Consider the following 16,123-nt stretch of genomic DNA (forward strand, 5'->3'; position numbering starts at 1 on the left):
CGCTTCCTAGCGCGCGAGCGTCTCCAGCTCGCGGTCGACGAGCGCGATCGCGTGCCGCGTCAGAGCGGCGATCTCGACATCGGGGCTGAAGATGCGGCGCGTCATCAGCCCCATGCTGAGCGCGATGATCAGTTCCGCCAGCAAGGTGCGTTCGCAGGCGCGATCGGGCGCGGGGGCGAGCGCCTCGAGCGCGGCCATCAGGCTGGAGCGGACGCGGACGTCGAGGTCATTGTGGATTTCGGCGATGCGTTCGTTGCGGCCGGCTTCGGCGATGATCTCGGTCATCATCCGACATTCGTCGAGCGATTCTTCGACGACGCCGAAGCGGCGGATCCAGTCGCGGATAGCGGTACGGTCGCCGTTCGCCATCGCCAGCGCGAGCTCGTCCTCGAGCAGCCAGCTCGATACGTCTTCCTCGACGATCGCGGCGATGATCTCTTCCTTGCTGGCGAAATCGCGATAGATCTGGCCGACCTTGATCTCCGAGACGGCAGCGATCTGCGCCATGCCCGTCTGGTGGAAGCCATGTTCGACGAACAGCGCGCGCGCGACGTCCAGAAGATGCCGGCGTCGCGCATCGGCCCTGGCGGCGCGGGGTGCCTGTTCATCCAGCATCATCATCATTTGAACGCCAAACTCCTTATGTACTTGCCAGTTACGTTACGGCGCAGTAGAGGCGCAATGTGAGTGAACGATCATTCACTTTCAATCCCACTCGTAGCGCCACCGGTCCCACACCATGAAAAAAATCACTTCCGCTCTGGCTGTGACGCTGATCCTTGCCGGGTGCGGCGGAAAGGCTCCGCAGCAACCGCACGCCGTGCAGGTCGGCTATGTCACGATCAAGCAGGAGCCGGTGACGATCAGCACCGAGCTGCCCGGCCGGACGAGCGCCTATGAGACATCCGACGTGCGTCCGCAGGTGAACGGCATCGTGCTCGCCCGCCTGTTCGAGGAAGGCGACGCCGTGCGCGCCGGGCAGGCGCTCTACCGGATCGATCCCTCGCCCTACGAAGCGACCGCCGCCAATGCGCGCGCCGCGCTGGCGAGCGCGCGCGCCGGCATCGCCAACAGCCAGGCGCTCGCGCGCCGCTATGCCGAGCTGGTGAAGATCAACGCCGTCTCGCGCCAGGATTATGAGAATGCGGTCGCGAGCGCGCAGCAGGCGCAGGCCTCGCTCGCCGCGCAGCAGGCAACGCTGCGCAATGCGCAGATCGACCTCGGCCGCACCACGATCCGCGCGCCGATCAGCGGGCGGATCGGCCGCTCGACGATCACCACGGGCGCGCTCGTCTCGGCGGCGCAGACCGATGCGCTGTCGGTGATCCAGCGGCTCGACCCCATCTATATCGACATCCAGCAGTCGAGCGCGGCGCTGCTCAAGCTGCGCCAGCAGATGCTCGACGGCCAGCTCTCGCGCGACGGCGCGGATGCGCGCGTGCGGCTGGTGCTCGAGGACGGCAGCACCTACCCGATCGAGGGCAAGCTGAAGTTCGCCGACGTGACGGTCGATCCTTCGACCGGCAGCCAGATCATCCGCGCCGTCTTCCCCAACCCGCGCGGCCTGCTGCTGCCCGGCATGTTCGTGCGCGCCCAGCTTGTCGAAGGCACGCGCGCCAATGCGATGCTCGTCCCCGAGCGCGCGGTGTCGCGCAACGAGCGCGGCCTGCCGACGGTGCTGGTCGTGACCGGCCCCGACAAGGTCGAGCAGCGCGAGATCACCGCGCCGCGGACCGTGGGCGACAGCTGGCTGGTCACCGCCGGGCTCAAGCCGGGCGACAAGGTGGTGGTCGAAGGATCGCAGAACATCCGCCCGGGCCTGCCGGTGAAGCCGGTGCCCTTTACCGGCAAGCCGGCCCCGGCCGCCGGACAGGCGCAGGCGAAGTAAGGCCCCATGTCACGCTTCTTCATCGACCGGCCCATCTTCGCATGGGTCATCGCCATCATCATGATGCTGGCGGGCATCCTCGCGATCCGCAGCTTGCCGATCGCGCAGTTCCCGACGATCGCGCCGCCGGCAGTGTCGATCACCGCCACCTATCCGGGCGCGGATGCGGAAACGCTGGAGAAGACGACCACCCAGATCATCGAGCAGCAGCTGAAAGGCATCGATAATCTGCGCTATTTCTCGTCATCCTCCTCCTCGTCGGGGCAGGTGACGATCACGCTCACCTTCGAGCAGGGGACCAACCCCGACATCGCGCAGGTGCAGGTGCAGAACAAGCTGCAGGCGGCGACATCGCTGCTGCCGCAGGAAGTGCAGCGCCAGGGCATCCAGGTCGTCAAGTCGACCGCCAACTTCCTGCTGATCGTCGGCCTCTATTCGGACAATGATTCGCATTCGTCCTACGATCTTGCCGACTATGTCGTGTCGCGCCTGCAGGACCCGATCAGCCGCGTGAACGGCGTCGGCGACATCCAGGTGTTCGGCGGACAATATGCGATGCGCATCTGGCTCGATCCGATCAAGCTGACCAGTTACCAACTGACGATCGCGGATGTCTCCAACGCGATCCAGCAGCAGAACGTACAGGTTTCGGCAGGCCAGATCGGCGGCCAGCCCGCGCCCAAATCGCAGATGCTGAACGCGACCGTCTCGGTGCAGTCGCGCCTGCAAACCCCAGACGAATTCCGCAACATCCTGCTGAAGACCAGCACGGGCGGCGCGGCGGTGCGGCTGAGTGACGTCGCGCGCGTCGAGCTGGGCGCCGAGAATTACGGTTTCGACCTGAAATATAACGGCCACCCGGCCTCGGGCTTCGGCATCAAGCTGGCGCCGGGCGCGAACGCGCTGTCGACGGTCGAGGCTGTCAAGGCGCAGATCCAGCAGATCTCGAAGGAGTTCCCGGGCGACATCAAGGTCGTCTATCCGCTCGATTCGACGCCGTTCGTCCGGCTTTCGATCGAACAGGTCGTCCATACGCTGTTCGAGGCGGTGATCCTCGTCTTCCTCGTCATGTTCCTGTTCCTGCAGAACTGGCGCGCGACGCTGATCCCGACGATCGCGGTTCCGGTGGTGCTGCTGGGCGCTTTCGCGGTGCTCGCGGTCGCGGGCTATTCGATCAACACGCTGACCCTGTTCGGCATGGTGCTGGCGATCGGCCTGCTCGTCGACGACGCGATCGTCGTGGTCGAGAATGTCGAGCGCCTGATCCAGACCGAGCATCTCAGCCCCAAGGAAGCCGCGCGCAAATCGATGGACGAGATTTCCAGCGCGCTGGTGGGCATCGCGCTGGTGCTGTCGGCGGTGTTCCTGCCCATGGCTTTCTTCGGCGGATCGACGGGCGTCATCTATCGCCAGTTCTCGATCACCATCGTCTCGGCGATGGCGCTTTCCGTCCTCATCGCGATGATCCTGACGCCGGCGCTCTGCGCGTCGATCCTGAAGCCGCACGATCCGAACAAGCTCGAGGGCAACGGCCTGCTGACGCGCTTCTTCCGCTGGTTCAACAAATGGTTCGATCGCGGGACCAATCGCTACGAAGGCGTCGTCAAGGGCACGGCGCGCGGCTGGAAGCGGTCGATGCTCGTCTATCTGCTCATCGTCGTCGGCATGGGCTTCCTGTTCTGGCGCCTGCCGACCGGCTTCCTGCCCGACGAGGACCAGGGCACGGTCATCGCGCTCGTCCAGGGGCCGTCGGGCGCGACGCAGGGCCGCACCGAGGAAGGGCTGGCGCTGGTCCGCAAGCATTTCCTCGAAGATGAAAAGGCCAATGTCGAAGGCGTCTTCACCGTCGCCGGCTTCTCCTTCGCCGGTGCGGGCCAGAATGCCGGCATCGCCTTCATCCATCTGAAACCCTGGGCCGACCGGCCGGGCAACGCGAACAAGGCGAAGACCATCGCCGAGCGCGCGATGGGCACATTCTCACAATTCCATGACGCGATGATCTTCGCGATCGTGCCGCCTGCGGTGCAGGAACTGGGCAATGCCACCGGCTTCGACCTCCAGCTCGTCGATTCCGCGAATATCGGGCATGCCAAGCTGCTGCAGGCGCGCAACATGATGCTGGGCATGGCCGCGCAGGACCACAGCGTCGCGCAGGTCCGCCCGATGAGCCTCGACGATGCGCCGCAGCTCAAGGTCAATGTCGACCAGAACAAGGCGCGCGCGCTGGGCCTCGACCTTGGCGACATAAACAGCACGATCGCGACGGCGTGGGGCAGCGCCTATGTCAACGATTTCATCGACCGCGGCCGCGTGAAGCGCGTCTATATCCAGGCCGACGAGGCCTATCGCATGGCGCCGGAATCGGCCGACGACTTCTATGTGCGCGGCGCGAACGGCGCGATGGCGCCTTTCTCCGCCTTCTCGACGATGAGCTGGGCGCAGGCGCCGGTGCAGCTCACCCGCTATAACGGCCAGCCCGCCTTCGAGATTCAGGGATCGCCCGCGCCGGGGCTTGCCACCGGCACCGCGATGCAGGTGATGGAAGGCATCCAGGCCAAGCTGCCGCCGGGGACCGCGCTCGAATGGACGGGCCTGTCCTATGAGGAGCAGCTGGCGGGCGGGCAGGCGCCGGCGCTCTATGCGCTGTCGATGCTGATCGTCTTCCTCTGCCTCGCCGCGCTTTACGAAAGCTGGTCGGTGCCGATCGCGGTGATGCTGGTGGTGCCGCTGGGCGTGGTCGGCGCGCTGCTGGCGGCGACGCTCACCGGGCTCGACAACGACATCTACCTGCAGGTCGGCCTGATCACGACGATCGGCGTTTCGGCCAAGAATGCGATCCTGATCGTCGAGTTCGCCGAGGAACGGGTGCGTGCGGGCATGCCCGTCTTCCAGGCGGCGGTGGAAGCCGCGAAGCTGCGCATCAGGCCGATCCTGATGACATCGCTCGCCTTCGTGTTCGGCGTGCTGCCGCTCGCCGTCTCGACCGGCGCGGGCGCGGGCGGCCAGAATGCGATCGGCCGCTCGGTCGTGGGTGGCATGCTGTCGGCGACGGTGCTCGCCATTTTCTTCGTGCCGATGTTCTTCGTCGTCGTGAGCCGCCTGTTCGGCCATGGCAAGGAAGACCGGCCCGCCGCGTCCGAAGATGGCGCGGCGCAGGGAGCGTGAAGATGACCCGGTCCGCAGTCGCCCTCGCCCTCGCGGCGCTTTCGCTCTCCGCCTGCGATTTCGCGCCCAAATATGTGCGCCCGGTCGGTGCGGCGCCGGCGGAGCTGCCCGAGGGCGGCATCTACCCGGCCGCGCCGAGCGACGCGCCCGACGTGACGAGCATCGGCTGGCGCGATTTCTTCACCGACGCGCGGCTGCGCCAGGTGATCGAAAGCGGGCTGGCCAATAATCGCGACCTGCGCGTGGCCGCTGCCAACGTGTTGCAGGCGCGGTCGCAGTTCCGCGCGCAGCGGGCGCAGATATTGCCGACGATCAACGCCAGTGCCGGGGCGACCTTCACCAACAACGCTGCCGGTGCGCTTGGCGGGGCCGGCGGCACGGGCGGCGGCGTGGGTGCGGTCAGCAAGTCCGACCTGGAATTCTACAGCGTCGGCGGAGGGCTTTCGTCGTTCGAGATCGATCTGTTCGGGCGCATCCGCAACCTGACGCGCGCGGCGCAGGAGCAGTATTTCGCGAGCGAGGAGGCCCAGCGTTCGACGCGGATCACGCTGATCGCCGAAATCGCGACGGCCTGGCTGACGCTGGCTTCGGATCAGGATCAGCTGCGCCTGTCGCGCGAGACGCTGAAAGCCTTCGAGGAAACGCTGCGCCTGACGCGCGAGCAGTTCCGCGTCGGCACGGGCTCCGAACTGGAAGTGCGGCAGGCCGAGACCAATTATCAGTCGGCGAAGAACGACATCGCCGCGACCGAGATCAGGGTGGCGCAGGATCGCAATGCGCTGAACCTGCTGGTCGGCGCGACGGTGCCCGAGGACCAGTTGCCGGGCGGGCTGGGCGAGGCGCCGGCGACACGCGACGCGCTGCCCGCCAATCTCTCGTCGGACGTGTTGCTGCGCCGCCCAGACGTGCTGCGCGCCGAGCATCAGCTGATCGCCGAACATGCCAATATCGGCGCGGCGCGCGCCGCCTTCTTCCCCACCATCTCACTGACCGCGACGGTGGGGACGCTGGCGCCCGCGCTGTCGGGGCTGTTTACCGACGGCACCTTCAACTATTCGGTCGCGCCCACGGCCGCGCTGCCGCTGTTCGACGGCGGGCGGCGATCGGCCAACCTTGCCTATGCCAAGGCGTCGCGCGAGGTGGCGGTCGCGACTTACGAGAAGGCGATCCAGACGGCGTTCCGCGAAGTCGCCGATGCGCTGGCGGCGCGCGGCAGGCTCGGCGATCAGGTGACGGCGTTGACGACGCGCGCCGAGGCGGCGGAAGTGGCGGCCAGGCTCTCCGACGCGCGTTTCCGGGCGGGCGTCGATTCCTTCCTCGTCACGCTCGATGCGCAGCGCACCGCCTATGCGGCGCAGCAGCAGCTCGTCACCGCGCGGCTGAGCCGGGCGAGCAATCTCGTGGAACTCTATCGGTCGCTGGGCGGCGGTTTGAATTAGCGCTTTCGATCGGGCGAGGCCGTTGGCGCGGTCTCGCTATATCCGGATCAGGAGACGGGCGGGATCTGCGCGGGGTGCGACGGAATCTCGTCGCTGATCAGCGCCCAGTGGGGAGCCTCGTCGGTCCAGATCGTCGCCTGCGGACCCATGAGGTTGGGGTCGTCGAGCGCACCGGCACGGATGAAGATCAGGTGGGGGCGGGCCAGCGACTCGCTGGTCAGCGGCGTGCCGCAAGTGGGGCAGAAGCCCCGGCGCATCGGGTTGCCGCTGTCGGCAACATTTTCATAATAGCGGACCTCGCCGCTGATCTTCACCGCGTCGCTCGGGAAGCAGACGTTCACCGAGGCCGTGCCGCCGCCCAGATATTGGCAGAGGCGGCACCAGCAGGTGCGCGCCGCCATCGGCTCGGCGTCGATTTCCATGCGCACCGCGCCGCAGAGGCAGCCGGCGCCGATGGTCACGCGACGGCTTCCAGCAGGCCTTCGAAAAGGCGGCGGCCGTCGCTGCCGCCATGGGCGGAGCCGATCATCCGTTCGGGATGCGGCATCATGCCGAGCACATTGCCCGCATCGTTGAGGATGCCCGCGATGTCGCGCGCCGATCCGTTGACCGGCTCGGCATAGCGGAAGGCGACGCGGCCTTCGCCTTCGAGGCGGTCGAGCGTATCGGCATCGGCATTATAGTTGCCGTCATGATGCGCGACCGGGATGCGCACCGTCTCGCCCGCCTGATAGCGCTGGGTGAACATCGACTGGCTGGTGCCGACGGAAAGCGACACGTCGCGGCAGACGAAGTTGAGCCCGGCATTGCGCATCAGGGCGCCGGGGAGCAGTCCGGCCTCGGTCAGCACCTGGAAACCGTTGCACACGCCGAAGATCGGCACGCCGCGCCCGGCCGCATCGACGACCGCGCGCATGATCGGGCTGCGCGCCGCGATCGCGCCGCAGCGCAGATAGTCGCCATAGGAGAAGCCGCCGGGAACGCCGATGAAATCGAGGCCCTCGGGGAGATCGCTATCGCCGTGCCACACCATCGCCGGCGCCTTGCCGGTGACTTCGTGCAGCGCGGCCGCGAGGTCGCGGTCGCAGTTAGAGCCCGGGAAGACGATGACGGCGGTTTTCATCACGCGGCCTCGATGCGGAAATTCTCGATCACGGTGTTGGCGAGCAGCCTGGTGCACATCGCCTCAATCTCTTCGCGGCTGGTGCCATCGGCGAGGTCCAGCTCGATCAGCTTGCCTGCGCGGACGTCGTTCACGCCCTCGAAGCCCAGGCCGCTCAGCGCGTGATGGATCGCCTTGCCCTGCGGGTCGAGCACGCCGTTCTTGAGAGTGACGAAAATGCGGGTCTTCATGGCGCGCGATCCTGGCTGGCGGGGGTCGCGGCCCCTATGCCGCGCGGCGCGCGCGGGGGCAAGGATTCATCCTTTCTTCAGCACGCGGTGCGAAGCTCGCCCGCGCAAAGCAGTGGGAAGGGGACCAGCGATGGTTGGCCTGGCGATAGCGGTATTCGTGATGATCTTCGGCTTCGGCAACCAGCTGTTCGGCTGGTATGACCCGACAGGCCATGTCCAGCTTGCGCTGTTCACCTCGTTCGTGACCGGGATCGTCTGCGGCTACCGAACGCGGTCGTGATCCGAGGCTTTTTGCGGATGCGGCACCGGGTGGGTGCCGCCGACCTCACAGATAATGCGCGAGGTTGAAGCTCAGCCGGTTGCGGTTGGTCTTGTAGAAGAGATAGTTCGAATCCGCCGACACATAGGTGTAGGTGAGCGACGGCGAGAAGCCGAACAGCCGGAACGAGCGCAGCCCAAGATAGACGCGGCCGTTGAGCCGCCAGTCGCGCCGCGCGCTGTTCGAGAAGATCAGCATCGGCGCATCATAGGCGACGCGCGACAGGCCGCCCGAGAGTCCGGCGTTGATGCCGAGCGGGAATTCGCCGCCGATGCCGAGGCTGAGACCATATTCCTGGTTTGAATAGACGGCGGCCTGAAGCATCTCGCGCCGCGCGAAGATGCTGGCCGACGCGACCATCGTCTTGCCGATCACGCGCTCGTAGGTGCCGTAAGCGCCGAGCGACCAGCCGCGATAGTCGGGACTGAAGGCGTCGACGGTGTTGCGCACGTCGAACTGGATGCCGATGCGCTCGCCGCGATCGAGATAGCGCTGCGCGCCGAACTTCATGCCGGCCTGCGTCGTCGCGGTGCGCCAGCCATACCAGCGCTGCGCGCCGAGCGCCTGTACCGAGAAGCTGGTGCGGGCGTCGAACTTATATTCGGGGCCGACGGCGAGCTGGGTGGTGAGGTCGTCGTAATTGCTGCCGCTATAGTCGACGAACTGGGTGTCGACATCGACAAGCATCGCCGTCTTGGGGCTCATCTTGAGCCGGACGCCGCCCGAAAAGCCGCCGGTGCGGCCGACGCCCGATTTGGCCTGCGCATCCGGATTGAGACTGAGCGGCAGCGTGCCGCCGCCGAAGACGACGTCGATCGTGTCCGCGCGCGTCGCGCTGTTGATGTTGGTATCGGGCGCGAGGCCGAAATTGACGTCGAAATGCCAGGTGCGGCGATCGCGCAGGATGCCACGCTGCGAGCGGATGGTCGCAGCGACCTCCGACGGCAGGTCGCGATCCTTGGCGGCGAGGCGCAGATGATGCTCGGCGCTGAAATCCTGGCCCTTGAGCATCAGCGCGCGCGCCAGCTCGAGCCGGACGCGCGTCTGATCGGGATGATCGCGCAGGATGCCGCGAAACTCGTCGATCGCGCCGTCGAGATTGCCCGTTTCCGAATCGACATAGCCGATCAGAAACGCGCGCTGCATCTTATATTGCGGCGCATTCTCCAGCGCGGCGATCAGGGGGGCGGCTTCCGCGAAGCGGCGCTCCAGCACCAGCTTCTCGGCGGTATGGAGCACCTGATCGGCGCTCATCCGCACGGTGCATGGGCCGGGCGCGGCGCAATCTTCCGCGACCGCCTGGGTCGCGGGGAGCGTTGCCGCCAGCAGACCGGCCACGAGGAAGTGGCCGCGCATCGTCTGTCCTACTGCTTCTTGCCGACGAACGTGCCGAGCATGTCGACGCGCTGATCGGGCACCGCGCCGACGATGCGGAAGCCGCCGCCGACTTCCTGCGCCGTCGGGCCGTAGAAGGCGCCGTCGATGCTGGATCCCGCAATGCTGAGGTCGAGCTTCTGGCCGCCCGGCTGCGTGAAGGACGCGCTGCTGAACTGGCCGACGAAGCCGCCCGATCCGACCAGGTCGACCTTGCCGGCGCCGGCGGCGGCGAAGGTCGCCCCCTGCTGCAGCGTGTAGACGCGGCTGGTGTTCACATCGAACTGCGGTGCGAAGACGGTGCCGGTCAGGCCGAGCGTGAAGGTCTTGGCCCCGAAGTCGATCGTGGTCGTCGCACGGCCTTCGACCCACTGGAAATAGGTGGGGGTGCCGGGGCTGATGTCGAGCAGCGGATTATAGACCGTGCTGGCGATCATCGAGCCGGAATAGGTGCCGGTGCCGGTGATCGGCACCGCGCCATTGTCGCTGCGCTCGCCATAGGCGAAGGCCGCGCGCTCCAGCATGTTGTTCTGCTGCAGATAGTCCTGGCCCTGCTGGGTCTGGACCGACGCGATATCCGTCTTGTTGCGCACGAAGCCGGCGAAGGTCACATAGTTGGTCTCGGTGCCGGGCTTCTGGTAGAAGAAGGTCGAGACGTCGCGCGAACCGTTGGCATTGCCGGTCGGGAAAGTGGTCGACTGCGTCGGATCATAGACGACGTCACCCGAGGTGCCGCCCGCCTGCAGATAATAGATGCCGTTGGCGCCGAGGCGCGGCGTGCCGTCCTGCGGCTGGCGCGCGCCGCCGAAATCGGTGCGGTGCAGCGGGTCCTGGAAGCGCAGCGTGTCGCTGGCGCCCGACTGGGGATCGTTGATCGTCAGCTCGAAGATGGCGTCGCGCGGATCGTAGCTGATCGAGATGCCGCTGTTGCGCGCCGTCGACGCGTTGCCGGCATAGACCTGCCCCTGCTGCGTCGTGCTGATCGAGGTCGTGAAATAGCTGTATTTCTGCGTGCCGCCGATCGCGCTGTAAGTGCGCTTCTCGGTCGGGTTGACGAAACTGTGAGTCGCTGCGGGGTTGCTGGGGCTCGCAGTGCCGCCCGCAGTTTGCGGGCCGGTGCCCGAACAGGCGGCCAGCACCGACGCCGTGGCGAGGAGAATGATCCGGTTACGCATCCTTGAACCCCCTTGGCGGCGGGCATCATGCCTGCCGCTGTCTGGGGGAATGTCGTAACGGGAGATGGTTAAAGGGTTCTAAACGCCGCCGCCCGCAAAGGGGCTGGCGACGCGCTTATTTGCCCCGACGCTTGCGGTGCGTTTCGAGATCGAGAACCGCGCTGTCGACGCCGTCGGGAAGCAGGCCGAGGCGGCGCGCGACTTCCTGATAGGCTTCGACTTCGCCGCCCAGATCGCGGCGGAAGCGATCCTTGTCGAGCTTCTCGCCCGATTCCATGTCCCACAGCCGGCAGCCATCGGGGCTGATCTCGTCGGCCAGAATGATCCGGCTATAGTCATTGTCCCAGATGCGGCCGAATTCGAGCTTGAAATCGACCAGCCGGATGCCGATGCCTGCGAACAGGCCCGACATGAAATCGTTGATGCGGATCGCCATGTCGGCGATGTCGTGCATCTCGTCCTGGTTCGCCCAGCCGAAGCAGGCGATATGTTCCTCGGAGACGAGCGGATCGCCCAGCGCGTCGTCCTTGTAATAATATTCGATGATCGTGCGAGGCAGCGGCGTGCCTTCCTCGATCCCCAGGCGCTTCGACAGCGATCCGGCGACGACGTTGCGCACCACGACCTCGATCGGAACGATCTCGACCTGGCGGATCAGCTGCTCGCGCATGTTGAGGCGGCGGATGAAGTGCGTCGGCACGCCGATATGGCCGAGCAGAGTGAAGATATGCTCGGAAATACGGTTGTTGAGCACGCCCTTGCCGTTGATCGTGCCCTTCTTCTGGGCGTTGAAGGCGGTCGCGTCGTCCTTGAAATACTGGATCAGCGTGCCCGGCTCCGGACCTTCGTAGAGGATCTTGGCCTTGCCCTCGTAGATCTGGCGGCGACGTGCCATGTGGCGGGGCTCCTTCGGGGCCGCGACCTGCGCGGCGCTTCAAAAAAGATGCGCGCCCCGGATGCGCGACGAATCATGACGCGCGGCCGGGGCGTGGGAGGCGGGGCTATAGCCCAACGTCCGTTAACAGGCAATTCGGACCTGTAAATGATGGTTACCTCACGCGAATCCAGTCGCGAAAAAAGTTCCGCTCTGCTATCGGCACCTGCGTCGGGCTGTGTGTTTTGTCCGACGAGTTGGCGTAGCTGAGGGGACGCACCAGAATGATAAGGGATATGGCGACGTCGGGTGCCGCGAAGCTGATCGCGGCCTGTGTCTGCCCGATTGCCGGCACGGCGGCGCTGACCGTCTCGATTCCGCAGGTCCGACAGGCCGTGCACCGCGCAACCGCGCCCACCGCAAAGGCCAAGCCCAAGCTGATCGCGCCGGGCGCTGCAGCGGCCGGGCCGAAGCTGGCGATGAACTGCCCGTCGGAAACGCCGGTGATGCTGACCGGCGGGGCGCTGTCGCCCATGCCGCAGTCGCCGCAATATGCCGCGGCAGCGCCTGCGCCGACCGGCGGCGGCATTCCCTATTATGGCGGGGGCATCATGCCGCCTGCGGACGGCCCCTTCTTCATCCCCGTCAGTGGTGGCGGAGGGGGCGGCGGTGGCGGCGGCATCAATCCGCCCGCGCCTCCCGGATCGGTCCCCGAGCCCGCGACCTGGGTGCAGATGCTGATCGGCTTCGGCGTGATCGGCGGTGCGACGCGCGTCGTCTATCGTCAGGAAAAGCGCCGCAAGCGCGAAGGTGGGGAAGAAGCCGAGGCCTGAGCTTCGGCCACTCCGGGGGTGTTCAGTAGGCCTTTTCGCCGATGACGTTGCCGCCGCTGCTGTAGCGGCAGACGAGCACGTCTTCATCGGCGCCGCGCGCCAGTGCGCAGCCGACGCGCCGCGTGTCGCGCCAGACGATCTGCGTATAATGGCCGACATCCTCGAAATCGCCGGTGCGCGAGACATTGGGAATGCGGCCGGGCCGGTAGTTTTTCTTTTCGGCGACCCACAGCCCGACCATCTGCTCCGGTCCGAATGCGCCGGGCGTGCCCGCCCACAGATTCTCGCCCTGCGGATCGGGATCGTCGGGATCGTCGCGCGAATGTTCGAAGCTGTCGGTTTCCGCCAGCGCCTTTGCCCATTGGCGCGCGTCGGCGGCGAGGCCTTCATCCCATTCGAGATGATCGAGGCCGAGCGTGCTGCGCTCGCGATTCTGCGCGGCGAGCAGGCGGGCGTCGAAATTGGTCGACTGCCCGACGCTTCCCGTGACGAACGGGAAGCCGGCGAGCAGGATCAGCAACCTTTTTGCGCCATGAGCCATGCAGGCGGATTAGGCGCGCGATGGTTCCCGCCGGCTTGAAGGAAAAAGTAAATGCTGAAAAAAGCATGATCATGGATCGCGACGCGCTTGCCGCCCTCATCGACCGGATCGCGGCGGACATCGGGTCCGCGGAGGATCGCGGCAAGGTCGCGAGCTACATACCCGGGCTGGCGGGCGTCGACCCGGCGCATTTCGGCATCGCGGTGGTGACGGCGGGCGGCGACATATTGCGCGCGGGCGACGCCGACACGCCTTTCTCTATCCAAAGCATTTCCAAGGTCTTCGCACTGACCCTCGCGCTCGGCAGGGTGGGCGACGCGCTGTGGCGGCGTGTCGGGCGCGAGCCTTCGGGCAGCGCGTTCAACTCGATCGTCCAGCTGGAGCATGAAGAGGGAATACCGCGCAACCCCTTCATCAATGCCGGCGCGATCGTGGTGTGCGACGTCATCCTTTCGGGCAGCGGTCCGCACGCGGCGATCGGCGAGATGCTGCGCTTCGTCCGCTATCTGGCGGAGGATGAAACGATCACGATCGACCAGGCCGTCGCGGGATCCGAAAGCGATACCGGATTTCGCAATGCGGCGCTTGCCAATTACATGAAATCGTTCGGCAATATCGCCAATCCCGTCGCCGATCCGCTTAACCTCTATTTCAACCAGTGCGCGCTGTCGCTGAGCTGCGTCCAGCTTGCCATGGCCGGGCGTTATCTGATGCATGGCGGCCGTCATCCGGGGCTTGGCGGCCGCGTGGTTTCCGAGCGGCGCGCGCGGCGCATCAACGCGCTGATGCTGACCTGCGGCCATTATGACGGATCGGGCGAGTTCGCCTTTCGCGTCGGCATCCCCGGCAAATCGGGCGTGGGCGGGGGCATATTGGCGATCGTGCCGGGCAAGGCATCGATCGCTGTCTGGTCGCCCGGCCTCAACGAGCGCGGCAATTCAAAGCTCGGATCGCTCGCGCTCGAGCGGCTGGCCGAGGCGACCGGCTGGTCGGTGTTCACCGGCAGGGGCTAGCCGGGCGGCGCCAGGGTGCGTCGTAAAGCCGTGCATGGCCCGCCTTGAAGCCGGCCCAGAAGCGCTTCAGCGCCTTGCCGATCTGGTCGCTGAAGGCATGATGGTGATCCGCCCAGATGCGGCTTTCAAATCCGTCGATCATTGCAGCTCTCCTTATCGTTGGGCAGCGGTGGGGGAATGACGGGCTGTCCCGATGCAAGGAAAATGACTGAATCGGGGCCGGCGCGCCAACAAAGACTTGGACATGATCGATAAGCTGGCCTTATGATCGAGGCATGCGCCAGATACCGCCTCTCGCCGCCGTCAGGGTATTTGAAGCAGCGGCGCGCCACGAGAATTTCACGATGGCCGCAGCCGAGCTGGCGATGACGCAGGCGGCGGTTTCCTATCAGATCAGGCTGCTAGAGGAGCGGCTGGGCGTCGCGCTGTTCGTGCGCGCGAAGCGGCAGGTGCGGCTGAGCGATGCGGGACGGCGGCTGGCGCCACAGATCAGCGCGGCCTTCGACACGATGCAGACGGCCTTTGCAGGCCTGCGCGCCGAGGATGAGGCGATGCTGAGCGTCTCGACCTCGCAGACCTTCGCCAATACCTGGTTCGCATGGCGCATCGGCGGCTTTCAGGTCGCGCACCCCGACATGGCGGTGCGGCTGAACGCCACCGACGCGCTGGCTGATTTCGTGACCGACGATACCGACGTCGCGGTGCGCGCCGGGCTGGGGCCGTGGCCGGGACTGGCGTCTGAGCTGCTGCTGCGGATCGACTTCACGCCGATGGCCAGCCCCGATTTCGTCGCGCGCCACGGCGGCCGGATTGCGCCGGCGGATCTGCTGCACCTGCCGCTGATCAGCCCCCACGATCCCTGGTGGGCGTGGTGGCTGCGCGAGGCAGGCGTCGAGCTGCCCGAGGGGCCGCTGCGCGCGGGCGGGGTCAGGCTCGATTCGCAGGCCAATGAAGGCGCGGCGGCGATGGCGGGGCAGGGCGTTGCGATGCTCACCCCCTTCTTCTGGCGCAACGACCTTGCTGCCGGGCGCCTCGTCCGCCCCTTCGCCCAGCTTTCGACGCGCGGCTACGGCTATTGGCTGGTCTGCCTCGAGCATCGCCGCAACGTGCCCAAGATCAAGCGCTTCCGCGAATGGCTGCTCGACGAGATCGGGCGCGACCTGGCGGCGCTGGCGCGCGACGAGGCGATCTGATCAAGCCGTATCGCGCGCGCCACGCCAGCGCAGGTAGCGGAGGCGCGCCCACAGCCCGATCCCGGCGAGGGCCGCCCATGGTGCGATCATGACGAGCAGCCTCAACAGCGCGCCGAGGCTTGCGGTGAAAAGTTCGGCCGAATCGCCGATCGCGCTGCCGACCTTGGAAAACGAGCCGCCTGCGACGCCCGTCGAGCTATAGCCGATCTCGATGGTCGACATGGCGACGCGCGATTGTGCTTCCGCCAGCCACGCACGCGCGGAGTCGAGTTCCTGCTGCGCATCGCCGATCGCGCGTTCGGCCGAGACCAGTTGATCGACGCTACCGGTCCTGGTTCGCAGGATGGTGGTCAGGCGTTCGATGACTGCTTCCTTCGCCTTGATGCGCGCTTGGGTATCGACCATGTCCTTCGACAGATCGGTGGCCTTGATCGACGTGTCGACCGCCTTGCCGCCCGCGCCGTCGACCGATTTGACGAGTGCCGCACCAAAGGCCCGCGCCTTGTCCGCTTCGACCTGGAGTTTGAGCGAAGCGAGTACTTCGCTGCCCGTCGTCTGGCTGCGCTCCAGGCTGACGACGCGGCAGGCCGCCGGGCCGGCGCGGTCGCACAAGGCGACATGCTCGTCCTGCACCGATCCGATCGCGTCGGTCGGCAAGCGGAAGCCATATTGATAGTCGTAGGCGATGCGCGGCTGAACGGCCTTGATCGAGGTGCCATCCTTTTCCGCGGTATCTGCGGCGACGGACTTCGCGGGTGAGGCTTCTGTCGCACCGGACGTTGTTTCCGGCTGTTCGTTGACCTCGTGCGGCTTCGAACAGGCGGCAAGGCTGAGCGTGGAAACCAGAAGGACGGGACCAAGAGCACGAAGCATGCGAACCTCCCCGATCGGATCGCAATGAAACTATATCAGTAGAAAATGGAGGCAAGCCGTTTATTTTCGTCGATGAGCCGTTT

Annotated in this window: 17 protein-coding genes; 7 read left to right on the forward strand and 10 right to left on the reverse strand. The window is 66.3% G+C overall.

All coding sequences use genetic code 11. The features are described 5' to 3' along the window. Positions 1–6: 6 nt before the first annotated feature. Positions 7–624: a TetR/AcrR family transcriptional regulator gene (locus tag AC3WT0_RS13960; protein ID WP_492754003.1), complete on the reverse strand. Its 618-nt coding sequence runs from the start codon at positions 622–624 to the stop codon at positions 7–9. A gap of 115 nt (positions 625–739) precedes the next feature. Here AC3WT0_RS13960 and AC3WT0_RS13965 point away from each other — a divergent pair, with 115 nt between their 5' ends. Genes AC3WT0_RS13965 through AC3WT0_RS13975 form a run of 3 tightly spaced genes read left to right on the forward strand, consistent with a single transcriptional unit; the run spans position 740 to position 6,492 of the window. After that, positions 740–1,888: an efflux RND transporter periplasmic adaptor subunit gene (locus AC3WT0_RS13965; protein ID WP_492754004.1), complete on the forward strand. Its 1,149-nt coding sequence runs from the start codon at positions 740–742 to the stop codon at positions 1,886–1,888. Between the two features lie 6 nt (positions 1,889–1,894). Further along, positions 1,895–5,053: an efflux RND transporter permease subunit gene (locus AC3WT0_RS13970; RefSeq protein WP_492754005.1), complete on the forward strand. Its 3,159-nt coding sequence runs from the start codon at positions 1,895–1,897 to the stop codon at positions 5,051–5,053. Between the two features lie 2 nt (positions 5,054–5,055). Beyond that, positions 5,056–6,492, forward strand: a complete 1,437-nt coding sequence (locus tag AC3WT0_RS13975; RefSeq protein ID WP_492754006.1) for an efflux transporter outer membrane subunit — start codon at positions 5,056–5,058, stop codon at positions 6,490–6,492. Positions 6,493–6,539: 47 nt separating this feature from the next. On the opposite strand, the gene AC3WT0_RS13980 is transcribed toward AC3WT0_RS13975, so the two are convergent. The 3 genes from AC3WT0_RS13980 to purS are packed head-to-tail and all read right to left on the reverse strand — an operon-like array spanning position 6,540 to position 7,845. After that, positions 6,540–6,953: a GFA family protein gene (locus AC3WT0_RS13980; protein ID WP_492754007.1), complete on the reverse strand. Its 414-nt coding sequence runs from the start codon at positions 6,951–6,953 to the stop codon at positions 6,540–6,542. Further along, positions 6,950–7,615 carry a phosphoribosylformylglycinamidine synthase subunit PurQ gene (gene purQ, locus AC3WT0_RS13985; RefSeq protein WP_492754008.1) on the reverse strand — a complete coding sequence of 222 codons (666 nt, stop codon included), beginning with the start codon at positions 7,613–7,615 and terminating at the stop codon, positions 6,950–6,952. The genes AC3WT0_RS13980 and purQ overlap by 4 nt, the downstream gene beginning before the upstream one ends. Continuing rightward, complete coding sequence (gene purS / locus AC3WT0_RS13990; RefSeq protein WP_492754009.1) at positions 7,615–7,845, reverse strand: phosphoribosylformylglycinamidine synthase subunit PurS; 231 nt, start codon at positions 7,843–7,845, stop codon at positions 7,615–7,617. The genes purQ and purS overlap by 1 nt, the downstream gene beginning before the upstream one ends. Before the next feature lie 130 nt (positions 7,846–7,975). Here purS and AC3WT0_RS13995 point away from each other — a divergent pair, with 130 nt between their 5' ends. Beyond that, a complete protein-coding gene (locus AC3WT0_RS13995; RefSeq protein WP_492754010.1) occupies positions 7,976–8,125 on the forward strand; it encodes a hypothetical protein in 150 nt (49 codons plus the stop codon). 45 nt (positions 8,126–8,170) lie between these two features. Here the strand turns inward: AC3WT0_RS13995 and AC3WT0_RS14000 are convergent, their stop codons facing one another. From AC3WT0_RS14000 to purC, 3 genes are all read right to left on the reverse strand, one after another. Then, positions 8,171–9,520, reverse strand: coding sequence for a surface lipoprotein assembly modifier (locus AC3WT0_RS14000; protein WP_492754011.1), 1,350 nt, complete (start codon positions 9,518–9,520; stop codon positions 8,171–8,173). A gap of 8 nt (positions 9,521–9,528) precedes the next feature. Next, on the reverse strand, positions 9,529–10,713 hold the full coding sequence (locus AC3WT0_RS14005) for a transferrin-binding protein-like solute binding protein (protein WP_492754012.1): 1,185 nt from the start codon (positions 10,711–10,713) through the stop codon (positions 9,529–9,531). Between the two features lie 115 nt (positions 10,714–10,828). Beyond that, positions 10,829–11,608 (reverse strand): phosphoribosylaminoimidazolesuccinocarboxamide synthase, encoded by a 780-nt coding sequence (purC, locus tag AC3WT0_RS14010; RefSeq protein WP_492754013.1) that lies wholly within the window; start codon positions 11,606–11,608, stop codon positions 10,829–10,831. A 275-nt stretch (positions 11,609–11,883) separates the two neighbouring features. Between purC and AC3WT0_RS14015 the strand changes: the two genes are divergently transcribed. Beyond that, positions 11,884–12,420 (forward strand): PEPxxWA-CTERM sorting domain-containing protein, encoded by a 537-nt coding sequence (locus tag AC3WT0_RS14015; RefSeq protein WP_492754014.1) that lies wholly within the window; start codon positions 11,884–11,886, stop codon positions 12,418–12,420. Between the two features lie 22 nt (positions 12,421–12,442). On the opposite strand, the gene AC3WT0_RS14020 is transcribed toward AC3WT0_RS14015, so the two are convergent. Next, entirely contained in the window at positions 12,443–12,940 is a 498-nt protein-coding gene (locus AC3WT0_RS14020; RefSeq protein WP_492754015.1) for a CAP domain-containing protein, read from the reverse strand. A gap of 92 nt (positions 12,941–13,032) precedes the next feature. On the opposite strand from AC3WT0_RS14020, the gene AC3WT0_RS14025 reads away from it, so the two are divergent. Next, positions 13,033–13,974 carry a glutaminase gene (locus AC3WT0_RS14025; protein ID WP_492754047.1) on the forward strand — a complete coding sequence of 314 codons (942 nt, stop codon included), beginning with the start codon at positions 13,033–13,035 and terminating at the stop codon, positions 13,972–13,974. Here the strand turns inward: AC3WT0_RS14025 and AC3WT0_RS14030 are convergent. Beyond that, positions 13,958–14,116 carry a hypothetical protein gene (locus tag AC3WT0_RS14030; RefSeq protein WP_492754016.1) on the reverse strand — a complete coding sequence of 53 codons (159 nt, stop codon included), beginning with the start codon at positions 14,114–14,116 and terminating at the stop codon, positions 13,958–13,960. The two genes, AC3WT0_RS14025 and AC3WT0_RS14030, sit on opposite strands and share 17 nt — an antisense overlap. Before the next feature lie 133 nt (positions 14,117–14,249). Here AC3WT0_RS14030 and AC3WT0_RS14035 point away from each other — a divergent pair, with 133 nt between their 5' ends. After that, positions 14,250–15,167, forward strand: coding sequence for a LysR substrate-binding domain-containing protein (locus AC3WT0_RS14035; protein WP_492754017.1), 918 nt, complete (start codon positions 14,250–14,252; stop codon positions 15,165–15,167). On the opposite strand, the gene AC3WT0_RS14040 is transcribed toward AC3WT0_RS14035, so the two are convergent. Continuing rightward, positions 15,168–16,040 (reverse strand): DUF4349 domain-containing protein, encoded by an 873-nt coding sequence (locus AC3WT0_RS14040; protein ID WP_492754018.1) that lies wholly within the window; start codon positions 16,038–16,040, stop codon positions 15,168–15,170. Between the last annotated feature and the right edge of the window lie 83 nt (positions 16,041–16,123).

The organism is Sphingomonas sp. EU05-FHT14C10 (assembly GCF_058790595.1).

Bases quoted from the DNA above. Each gene is read 5' to 3' on its own strand.
- AC3WT0_RS14005 (WP_492754012.1), bottom strand. From the start codon at position 10,713: ATGCGTAACCGGATCATTCTCCTCGCCACGGCGTCGGTGCTGGCCGCC.
- AC3WT0_RS14030 (WP_492754016.1), bottom strand. From the start codon at position 14,116: ATGATCGACGGATTTGAAAGCCGCATCTGGGCGGATCACCATCATGCC.
- AC3WT0_RS14040 (WP_492754018.1), bottom strand. From the start codon at position 16,040: ATGCTTCGTGCTCTTGGTCCCGTCCTTCTGGTTTCCACGCTCAGCCTT.
- AC3WT0_RS13960 (WP_492754003.1), bottom strand. From the start codon at position 624: ATGATGATGATGCTGGATGAACAGGCACCCCGCGCCGCCAGGGCCGAT.
- AC3WT0_RS13965 (WP_492754004.1), top strand. From the start codon at position 740: ATGAAAAAAATCACTTCCGCTCTGGCTGTGACGCTGATCCTTGCCGGG.
- AC3WT0_RS13995 (WP_492754010.1), top strand. From the start codon at position 7,976: ATGGTTGGCCTGGCGATAGCGGTATTCGTGATGATCTTCGGCTTCGGC.
- purQ (WP_492754008.1), bottom strand. From the start codon at position 7,615: ATGAAAACCGCCGTCATCGTCTTCCCGGGCTCTAACTGCGACCGCGAC.
- AC3WT0_RS14015 (WP_492754014.1), top strand. From the start codon at position 11,884: ATGGCGACGTCGGGTGCCGCGAAGCTGATCGCGGCCTGTGTCTGCCCG.
- AC3WT0_RS14025 (WP_492754047.1), top strand. From the start codon at position 13,033: ATGGATCGCGACGCGCTTGCCGCCCTCATCGACCGGATCGCGGCGGAC.
- AC3WT0_RS14035 (WP_492754017.1), top strand. From the start codon at position 14,250: ATGCGCCAGATACCGCCTCTCGCCGCCGTCAGGGTATTTGAAGCAGCG.
- purS (WP_492754009.1), bottom strand. From the start codon at position 7,845: ATGAAGACCCGCATTTTCGTCACTCTCAAGAACGGCGTGCTCGACCCG.
- purC (WP_492754013.1), bottom strand. From the start codon at position 11,608: ATGGCACGTCGCCGCCAGATCTACGAGGGCAAGGCCAAGATCCTCTAC.
- AC3WT0_RS13970 (WP_492754005.1), top strand. From the start codon at position 1,895: ATGTCACGCTTCTTCATCGACCGGCCCATCTTCGCATGGGTCATCGCC.
- AC3WT0_RS14000 (WP_492754011.1), bottom strand. From the start codon at position 9,520: ATGCGCGGCCACTTCCTCGTGGCCGGTCTGCTGGCGGCAACGCTCCCC.
- AC3WT0_RS13975 (WP_492754006.1), top strand. From the start codon at position 5,056: ATGACCCGGTCCGCAGTCGCCCTCGCCCTCGCGGCGCTTTCGCTCTCC.